Genomic DNA, 9252 nt, shown 5'->3' on the forward strand with positions numbered 1-9252 from the left:
GTTAAATTGTCAGAAGAAAACAAGACCGTCGGAATTATTCTTTGTAAATCTAAGAATAAAGCATTGGTGGAAATTACTCTGCCCAAAGGTAATAAAACGATATTTGCCAGCAAATATCAAACAGTTTTGCCCAGTAAGACAGAATTACAGGAGCTAATTGAAAGTAGATAATTGAGCAAGAGCCATTTGCACAACTTGAAGCATATAAAATTCCCGTTGTACTGGAGGATACATACACAATAAATTTGCTGTTATAGACAAACGCCTTGTTTGGTATGGAAATGTGAGCATTCTAGGTTCGGCTAAAACAGAAAAATATATTAAACTTACCAGCCAACTCCGCTAAATTGCCAGACCCTGCCCTTTTCTTTATAATCTCTTTATGCACAAGGCTATTACGGTACTGGACAGCACATTGCGCGACGGCGAGCAGGGCGAAGGTATTTCTTTCACCGTGCAGGACAAGCTAAAGATCACCCGTCTGCTCGACGAGTTTGGCCTTCATTATATAGAGGGTGGCTGGCCGGGCAGCAATCCCAAGACCGACGAATATTTCCGCCTGGTCAAAAAGGAAAAACTTAAAACGGCCAGGATCGTGGCTTTCAGCTCGACCTGCCGCGCTGGCAAGTCAGCCCAAGATGATCCCAATCTGCAAAACCTGCTGAACGCCGGTACGCCGGTCGTTACGGTTTTCGGCAAAACCTGGGACCTGCATGTCAAAGACGCGCTGAAAATATCACTGGCCGAAAATTTAAAAATCATTGACGACACGATCCGTTTTCTCAAAAAACATAAAAAAGAAGTTTTTTTTGACGCCGAACATTTTTTTGACGCGTACAAACACAACCCTGAATACGCGCTGAGCACACTGCTGACCGCGCAGGACGCCGGCGCCGATCGCCTCGTGCTTTGCGACACCAATGGCGGGACCCTGTCCCAGGAAATACAAGAAATTGTCAGCACGGCGCGCGCCGGTCTGCAAACTCCGCTCGGCATACACACGCACAACGACACGGAAACCGCCGTCGCCAGCTCTCTGGCCGCTGTGGCCGCCGGCGCGACACAGGTGCAGGGCACGATCAACGGCTACGGCGAACGCTGCGGCAACGCCAATCTTTGCGCGATCATTCCCGCGCTGCAGCTAAAAATGGGCTGCCGGATTTTGCCGCCGCAGAAATTAGCGGAATTAGCCGCGCTGGCCCGCCGCGTGGCGGAGATCGCCAACCTGCCGCTGCCCAATCAAGCCGCCTATGTCGGCCATTCCGCTTTTGCGCACAAGGCCGGCGTGCATGTCAGCGCGATCCAAAAAAACTCCGCGACCTACGAACATATCGACCCCAAACTCGTAGGCAATAAACAGCGCGTCCTGATCTCCGAACTCTCCGGAGCCAGCAACTTGCTGTACAAAGCCAAGACCCTGCGCCTCGCTTTACAAAAAGACGCTCCGCAGACCAGACAGCTCGTGCAAAAAATCAAGGCGCTGGAATCCGCCGGCTACCATTTTGAAGAAGGCGAGGCCTCGCTGGAATTATTGCTGCACCGAACGCTGGGGCGGCATCAGCCGCTGTTTGAGCTGATCAGCTTTCATGTGACCAATGAAAAATTTGACGAAAAAGAATTGCTCGTCGAAGCGACTGTTAAGATCAAAGTAAAGGGACAAGAAATCCACACTGTCGCGGACGGCAACGGCCCGGTGTCAGCGCTTGGCCGCGCTCTGCGCAAGGCGCTGTCCGCTGACTATCCGCAGGTCAAAAATATCGCGCTGTCGGATTACAAGGTGCGCGTACTCGACGGCCGCAGCGGCACAGAAGCCAAAGTGCGCGTCATTATCGAATCCCGCGACGGCCGCCGGACCTGGGGTACGGTCGGTGTGTCCACCGATATTATCGAGGCCAGCTGGCATGCTTTGGTCGACAGCATCGAATACGGCCTGTTAAAATAAACGGAGAAAATGTTGTACAACAAAAATGAATATATGCCCTTGACCAGCAGTATCGGCGTTCAGAACAATCTGGAGATCGGCGGCTGCGATCTGACCGCTCTAGCCGCGCAGTACGGCACGCCGCTGTATATCATGGATGAAGAAACTCTGAGGACAAACTGCCGCGCATACACGCAGGCTTTTACGGAAAACTATCCCGATACCGTGATCGCTTACGCTTCCAAAGCGCTGGCTGTCGCCGGCATTTACCAGATCATTGCCGGGGAAGGTTTAAGCGCTGATGTGGTTTCCGGCGGCGAGCTGCACATTGCGCTCAAGGCCGGGTTTGACGCGTCGAAAATTATTTTTCACGGCAACAACAAATCCGCGCAGGAGTTAACGGAAGCTCTGCGGGCCGGAGTCGGCTTGATCGTCGTCGACAACGCCGCGGAGCTGCAAAATCTGGAAAGCGCCGCCGGACGCTTGCAAAAAAAAGCGGCGGCTCTGATCCGCGTCCAGCCCGGCATCGAGGCGCACACGCACGATTTTGTCAAAACCGGCGGCTTTGATTCAAAATTTGGCGTGCATATTGAACAGGTCTGCGGCTTTATCGAAGAAGTCAAACGCTGCCGCAATATTGATTTTATGGGACTGCATACTCATATCGGTTCGCAAATTCTTGATGTCAATCCTTTCAGCTTTGTCGTGGAAAAAATGGCCGCGCTGGCTGAAAAAATCCAAAAAAACAATCATCTCGAAGTGAAAATCTTAAATCTGGGCGGTGGTCTGGGCATTACTCATTTAGAAAAAGAAACTCCGCCGCCGGTGGTGGATTATGCCAGGATCATCAGCCAGGAATTAAAATACCATTGTGAAAAACGCCGCCTGCCGCTGCCCCGACTGATCGTCGAGCCCGGGCGCTCGATAGCCGGACGCGCTGGCGTCACGCTCTACACTATCGGCGCGGTCAAAAACAATCAAAATATCCGCAAATATTTATTCGTGGACGGCGGCATGTCGGACAATCCGCGGCCGATGCTGTACGACGCAAAATACGCCGCGGACATTGTCAGCAAAATGTCCAGCCGCAAAACCGACAGGGTGACGATCGCCGGCAAGTTTTGCGAATCCAGCGATGTGCTGATCAAGGATATTTATCTGCCGCCGGCCGCCGCCGGCGATCTGCTGGTCGTTTACGCCACCGGCGCCTACAATTACAGCATGTCCTCCAATTACAATCAAAATCCGCGGCCGGCGATGGCGCTGGTCAACGCCGGCCAAAGCCGCATCCTCGTGCGCCGTGAAACCTATGACGACTTGCTCGCCAGACAGGAGCTTTGATGTTTAGCGCTCTGCTCGGCCAATTCCGCCTGCTGGATCTTCTGGACATCGCGCTGGTCAGCGTGGCGATTTACTACGCGCTGGCCTGGCTGCGCGGCTCGCGCGCCGGCCGTCTGCTCAACGGTCTCGCGGTCTTGATCGGCATTTTCATCATTTCCAAAATCGCCAATCTGTACACTATCGAATGGCTGATCGGCCAGTTCACGCCGGTGCTGGCCACTCTGCTGATCGTGGTTTTTCAGCCGGAGCTGCGGCGGGGACTGGAAAAACTCGGCGGCAATTTTTTCACGCCGACGCCCAAGCAAACCGCCGATCTCAATATCATCAGCCAGATCATCAAAGCCGTGGATTTTCTGGCCAAACACAAGATCGGCGCGCTGATCGTCATCGAACGCAATATTGATCTCAGTGAATTTAGGGAAACCGGCATTTCTCTGCAAGCGGAGATCAACGCAGACCTCATCGTCAGTTTGTTCCACAAAAAAGCGCTGATCCACGACGGCGCGCTGATTATTCAAGATAAAAAAATCAACGCGGCAAGCTGCATGCTGCCTTTGACAGAAAACAAAAATCTTGGCTCGCTCGGCACACGGCACCGCGCGGCGATCGGCCTATCAGAAGTCAGCGACGCGCTGATCATCGTAGTCTCGGAAGAAACCGGCCATATTTCCATTGCCGAGAACGGCCAGCTGAGCCGCAGATTAAATTTGCAGGCCGTGCAGGCCCATCTGCTCAAAATTTATCAGCGGGAATTGACCACCTTGCAGCGCAATTTAAAAAACCTCTTCCGCAAAAAACCGCCAGCCAAATAACTATGGAAACGCTCGCTAAATTGCAAGCCAAAAAAAACAAAGAAAAAATCACGATGCTGACTGTTTATTCCGCAGCGCTGGCGGCAGTTTTTAATAACACGGCTATCGAAATGCTGCTGGTCGGCGATTCTCTGGGCACGGTTTTTCAGGGCCAAGAAAATACCCTGTCCGTAACACTCGACGAGATGCTCTATCACGCCCAGGCCGTGCGGCGCGGCGCGCCTGATAAATTTCTGGCGGTCGATCTGCCTTTTCTGTCTTCCCAGGTCAACGCCGAACAAACTTTGCTCAACGCCGGCCAAATAATCAAACAGACCGGCGCCAATGCCGTCAAGCTGGAGGGCGCGGATCCGGTGACGCTGGAGTCCGTCCGCCGTATGACCGCCGCGGGCATACCGGCCATCGGGCATTTGGGTTTTACGCCACAAAGCGTGCACGCGCTCTCCGGCTACAAAGTGCAGGGACGGGACGCGGCCGCCGCCAAAAAACTTAAAGCCGACGCTAAACTGCTGGAAAAAGCCGGCGCGTTTATGCTCGTTCTGGAAATGACGCCGGCTAAACTGTCCGGGGAAATAACGCGCGCGTTGAAAATCCCGACTATCGGCATCGGCGCGGGCGCGGACTGTGACGGGCAGGTGCTGGTCTGCGACGACATGCTCGGCCTGTATCCCAGGCCGCCGCGTTTCGTGAAACGCTACGCTGACTTTGCTCAAACCACAGCTCAAGCCGTCGAAAAATATATCGCCGAAGTCAAGCAGGGAAAATTTCCCGACGCCGCGCACTCATTTTGAAACCGGAGTTCCTTTTTGATTTTTTCAAAAACAGGCTGTATAATAAAATCTAGGGGGTATAAATATGGCGCAGAAAATTTTTATCGTTGACGATGAAAAAAGCATTTTATTTCTTTCCAAAGCAATTTTAGCCACAGCGGGATATTCTGTTTCGACTGAGTCCGACAGCACCAAAGCCTATCAAGCTGTGCTAGACGCCAAACCGGATTTGATCCTGCTGGATATCGCCATGCCGGAGATCAATGGCATCGAGCTGGCCCGCAATATCCGCCTCAACTCCGCGCTGAAAAACACGCATATTTTTGCGCTGACCGGCATGCCCGAGCTGATCAACGAACACAACAAAGTTTATTTTGAGAAAATCATTCTCAAGCCGTTCCACATGGACAGTCTGCTCACCGAATTAAAAAACTTTTTCGCGGGACAAACTGTGGAGGTATAAGCCTCAATGGATCACAAAAAAATCATAAAACTGACTAATATTATCGGCCTGATCGCGGTGCTGGCTTTGTTCTACTGGGTAGTGATCGCGGGTATCAATGAAATTTTTGGCCTGCGGGTGTTTCGGGAAACACTGTCTGAGTCTTTTGGCTACAGCATCGCCGGTATTTTGGCTCTGCTGGCCGGCGCTCTCATTCTCAATGTGATGTTCAATCTTTCGTTTATCGCGGAAAACACCAGCAAAAAAATGACCGCCGCTAACCCCCCAGCCCGGCTGCGTCTGTGGCTGATTTCTTTTCTGGTCATTTTGCTAGTCAGCATTGTCTTAATGTTTGTCGGCGATTACGGCACCACGAAAAAACGTGAAAGAGAATTGGAAAATTCCGCTCGGGCGATCCTGAGCAAATACTCCAGCGCGCTCGAAAGCCTCAGCCGTTATAATTTCAGCGCTGAATGGCAAAAAGAAGTCAGGGAAACTTTAACCTTTATCGGAAAAGTAGATGCTAATTTCAGCAGCATTCACCTATTGACGCCGGACCAGATCAATGGCAGCGCGGTTTACCTGATTTTTAGAGATTACGGCCCCCAAGAAAACCCTTCTAAGATCAATTACATTGTCCGCCTGACGCCGGAGGAACACGCCTATCTGGACAAAGTTTTTAAGCAAAATTATTCCGGTAAATATTTCCGCGCTAAAAACGGCAGCTATCAGTTGTATCTGCCATATGAAAGCAGCGGCGGCAAAGTCGTTTTTTCTTTCAGCAATTATCGGTCTTACGGCGAATACGGTAGAGCTAGTTCTCTTTAAAGCACAATCCGCAGCGCGGCGCGTTTAAAATAAAAAGCCCCAGTTTTGCAACCGGGGCTTTTTTTATAAGCTCAGACACGTCGGCCGCATACGCGGCCTTGTGTGCTTAACGTCGCTGCGCTTGTTAAGTTAGGCGCGCTTAACATCGCGGCCGCGCCGCTTGTTAAGCTCAGTAGTCCATACCCCCCATACCGCCCATGCCAGCCGGAGGCATAGCCGGAGCTTCTTTTTTCTCCGGTTTGTCCGCGACCAGACAGCCGGTAGTCAGCAGCATGCTGGCGATGGACGAAGCGTTCTGCAGAGCCGAACGGGTTACTTTGAGCGGATCAATAATGCCGGCTTTGAACATATCGACGTACTCCAGAGTCTGCGCGTCAAAACCCACATGCGCGGCGTCTTTCACTTTGAATTTTTCCGCCAGCTCAGCGCTTTCATTCATGATCTTATCCGCCACAACCGAGCCTTCAAATCCGGCGTTGGCCGCGATCTGTTTGAGCGGAGCAGACAGCGCGTCTTTCACGATCTGCACGCCGACTTTTTCATCGCCATCCAAAGACTTTTCCAGTTTTCCCAGCGCAGGGACAGCGCGCACCAGAGCCACACCGCCGCCGCAAACCACACCCTCTTCCACAGCCGCGCGGGTCGCGGATAGCGCGTCTTCGATGCGGTGCTTCTTTTCTTTCAGCTCGGTTTCAGTGGCCGCGCCGGCGTAAATCACCGCCACGCCGCCGGAGAGCTTGGCCAGACGCTCCTGCAATTTTTCTTTGTCATAGGAGCTGTCCGTATTTTCGATCTCCTGCCTGATCTGCGCGATACGATCTTTGATCGCTTGTTTCTTGCCGGCGCCCTCGACGATAGTCGTGTCATCTTTGCTGATCTTGATGGTCTTGGCCGAGCCGAGATCCGCGATCTCCACTTTTTCCAGCGTGAGACCTTTTTCCTCGGTGATGTACTCGCCGCCGGTCAGGATCGCAATGTCTTCCAGCATGGCTTTACGGCGGTCGCCGAAACCCGGCGCCTTGACCGCGGTGACATTGAGCGTGCCGCGCAGTTTGTTCAGCACCAGCGTGGTCAGCGCTTCGCCGTCCACATCCTCGGCGATAACCAGCAGCGGCCGGCCGGACTGCATGGTTTTTTCCAGCAGCGGCAGAATATCCTTGATACTAGAAATTTTCTTGTCGGTGATCAGCACCAGCGGGTTTTCCAAATTGGCTGACATCGTATCGCGGTCTGTCACCATGTATGCGGAAACATAGCCTTTGTCGAACTGCATACCCTCGACAACTTCCAGCGTGGTCTCGATGCCCTTGGATTCCTCGACAGTGATCACGCCTTCTTTGCCGACTTTTTCCATCGCGTCGGCGATGATGCCGCCGATCGAAGCGTCGTTATTGGCGGAAATCGTCGCCACCTGCGTGATCTCGTCTTTGCTGTCCACTTTTTTGCTGTCTTTTTTGAGGTTGTCCACAACATTTTCCACAGCCTTGCTGATGCCTCTCTTGACCAGCATGGCGTTGGCGCCGGACACTACATTTTTGAGGCCGTTCCGGAAAATCGCCTGACCAAGGATAGTCGCGGTGGTCGTGCCGTCGCCGGCAATGTCGTTGGCTTTGGAAGCCACTTCGACGATCAGCTGCGCGCCCATATTTTCAAAGGGGTCTTCCAGCTCGATCTCTTTGGCGATAGTCACGCCGTCATTGGTGATCGTCGGCGAACCAAATTTTTTCTCCAGAGCCACATTGTGCCCGCGCGGGCCGATCGTGATCTTGACCGCGTTGGCCACTTTGTCCACGCCGGACTCGAGTTTGCGCCATACCTCATCTCCGTAAACTAACTGTTTTGCCATTTTTTCGCTCCTTTTCTTTTAAAATTTAGACTGCGCGCCCTGCATACACATTGTATGTACATTGTACATACAGGTTAAGCAACTATCGCCAGAACGTCGCTCTCAGCGATAATAATGTATTCTTTTTCCGCGATCTTGATCTCCGTGCCGCTGTATTTGGAATAATACACGGTGTCGCCGACCTTGATCTCCAGCGGGGTTTTCGTGCCGTTGTCCAGCGCTTTGCCGCTGCCGACCGCGATGACCTTGCCGGTCTGCGGTTTTTCCTTGGCGTTATCCGGCAGAATAATGCCGGACTTCGTAGCTTTTTCCTCCTCGGGTTTTTCTATGACAATTTTGTCATGCAATGGTTTTAACTTGACTGCCATTTTTTCCTCCTTGTTTTTTTTGATTTCCGGCGGGTAGTCTAGCAGACGCTTTTATCACTGTCAAGGGCAGAGTGCTAACAGCCGCCGCAGGCGCAGCCCAAAAATTCGCAACGGTTACAAAATAGTTACGATAATATTCTAGAAAAAGATTTAAGGAGCTATGCTATGCAAACTAAAATTATTGCGGACACACTTTCCAAACTTAAAGTAGGGACTATCAATTACCGCCAAGTCAAATCCGCTCTGTGGAAAAATACAGATTTTGTCCTGGCCGTAGCTGAACGAGATGGATTCGCACTCGTGTTTTCATACGTTAACGCCAGCCTGAAAAAAGACAAAGAATTTATGCTGGATGTGGCCAAACAATACTGGCCCGTGCTTGCCTATGCCGATGTCAGTCTGAAAAAAGACAGAAAATTTATGCTGGACGCGGCCAAACAATACTGGCGTGCGCTGGAATTTGCCGATGACAGCCTGAAAAAAGACAAAGAATTTATACTTGACGCAACCAAACAATACTGGCGCGCGCCTACCTATGCCGATAATAGTCTGAAAAAAGACGGGAAGTTTATGCTGGACGTGGCTAAACAATCTTGGCGCGCACTGGAATTTGCCGATGATAGCCTGAAAAAAGACAGAGAATTTATGCTGGACGCGGCCAAACAAAACTGGCACGCGCCTACATATGCCGATAATAGTCTGAAAAAAGACTGGAAGTTTATGCTGGACGTGGCTAAACAATTTTGGCGCGCACTGGAATTTGCCGATGACAGCCTGAAAAAAGACAGAGAATTTATGCTGGACGCGGCTAAACAAAACTGGCATGCGCTTACCTACGCCGATGTCAGTCTGAAAAAAGACGGGAAGTTTATGCTGGACGTGGCTAAACAATCTTGGCGCGCGCTGGAATTTGCTGATGATAGC

The 9252-nt window shown here is 51.7% G+C and carries 10 protein-coding genes; 8 read left to right on the forward strand and 2 right to left on the reverse strand.

What is annotated here, in order from left to right:
* The 7 genes from LBJ25_06645 to LBJ25_06675 form a co-directional block, all read left to right on the forward strand.
* Positions 1-171, forward strand: a 171-nt coding sequence (locus LBJ25_06645) for a DUF1016 domain-containing protein (protein ID MDR1453632.1), incomplete at its 5' end; no start/stop codon positions are given.
* Between the two features lie 211 nt (positions 172-382).
* A complete protein-coding gene (gene cimA / locus LBJ25_06650; GenBank protein ID MDR1453633.1) occupies positions 383-1942 on the forward strand; it encodes a citramalate synthase in 1560 nt (519 codons plus the stop codon).
* Between the two features lie 9 nt (positions 1943-1951).
* Positions 1952-3262: a diaminopimelate decarboxylase gene (gene lysA / locus LBJ25_06655; protein ID MDR1453634.1), complete on the forward strand. Its 1311-nt coding sequence runs from the start codon at positions 1952-1954 to the stop codon at positions 3260-3262.
* Positions 3262-4074, forward strand: coding sequence for a diadenylate cyclase CdaA (gene cdaA / locus LBJ25_06660; GenBank protein MDR1453635.1), 813 nt, complete (start codon positions 3262-3264; stop codon positions 4072-4074). The genes lysA and cdaA overlap by 1 nt, the downstream gene beginning before the upstream one ends.
* 2 nt (positions 4075-4076) lie before the next feature.
* A complete protein-coding gene (gene panB, locus LBJ25_06665; GenBank protein MDR1453636.1) occupies positions 4077-4865 on the forward strand; it encodes a 3-methyl-2-oxobutanoate hydroxymethyltransferase in 789 nt (262 codons plus the stop codon).
* A gap of 64 nt (positions 4866-4929) precedes the next feature.
* Positions 4930-5307 (forward strand): response regulator, encoded by a 378-nt coding sequence (locus LBJ25_06670; protein ID MDR1453637.1) that lies wholly within the window; start codon positions 4930-4932, stop codon positions 5305-5307.
* A gap of 6 nt (positions 5308-5313) precedes the next feature.
* On the forward strand, positions 5314-6114 hold the full coding sequence (locus tag LBJ25_06675) for a hypothetical protein (protein MDR1453638.1): 801 nt from the start codon (positions 5314-5316) through the stop codon (positions 6112-6114).
* Between the two features lie 169 nt (positions 6115-6283).
* On the opposite strand, the gene groL is transcribed toward LBJ25_06675, so the two are convergent.
* Together groL and groES are read right to left on the reverse strand one after the other, a co-directional pair.
* Positions 6284-7960, reverse strand: coding sequence for a chaperonin GroEL (gene groL / locus LBJ25_06680; GenBank protein MDR1453639.1), 1677 nt, complete (start codon positions 7958-7960; stop codon positions 6284-6286).
* A 74-nt stretch (positions 7961-8034) separates the two neighbouring features.
* Positions 8035-8328 (reverse strand): co-chaperone GroES, encoded by a 294-nt coding sequence (groES, locus tag LBJ25_06685; GenBank protein MDR1453640.1) that lies wholly within the window; start codon positions 8326-8328, stop codon positions 8035-8037.
* 165 nt (positions 8329-8493) lie between these two features.
* Between groES and LBJ25_06690 the strand changes: the two genes are divergently transcribed.
* On the forward strand, positions 8494-9252 hold a 759-nt coding region (locus LBJ25_06690), incomplete at its 3' end, for a DUF4116 domain-containing protein (GenBank protein MDR1453641.1).

This window comes from Candidatus Margulisiibacteriota bacterium, from assembly GCA_031268855.1.
GTDB lineage: Bacteria > Margulisbacteria > Termititenacia > Termititenacales > Termititenacaceae > Termititenax.

Coding starts and splice junctions, on each gene's coding strand:
- groES (MDR1453640.1), bottom strand. CDS start 8,328: ATGGCAGTCAAGTTAAAACCATTGCATGACAAAATTGTCATAGAAAAA.
- LBJ25_06670 (MDR1453637.1), top strand. CDS start 4,930: ATGGCGCAGAAAATTTTTATCGTTGACGATGAAAAAAGCATTTTATTT.
- lysA (MDR1453634.1), top strand. CDS start 1,952: ATGTTGTACAACAAAAATGAATATATGCCCTTGACCAGCAGTATCGGC.
- cdaA (MDR1453635.1), top strand. CDS start 3,262: ATGTTTAGCGCTCTGCTCGGCCAATTCCGCCTGCTGGATCTTCTGGAC.
- cimA (MDR1453633.1), top strand. CDS start 383: ATGCACAAGGCTATTACGGTACTGGACAGCACATTGCGCGACGGCGAG.
- LBJ25_06675 (MDR1453638.1), top strand. CDS start 5,314: ATGGATCACAAAAAAATCATAAAACTGACTAATATTATCGGCCTGATC.
- groL (MDR1453639.1), bottom strand. CDS start 7,960: ATGGCAAAACAGTTAGTTTACGGAGATGAGGTATGGCGCAAACTCGAG.
- panB (MDR1453636.1), top strand. CDS start 4,077: ATGGAAACGCTCGCTAAATTGCAAGCCAAAAAAAACAAAGAAAAAATC.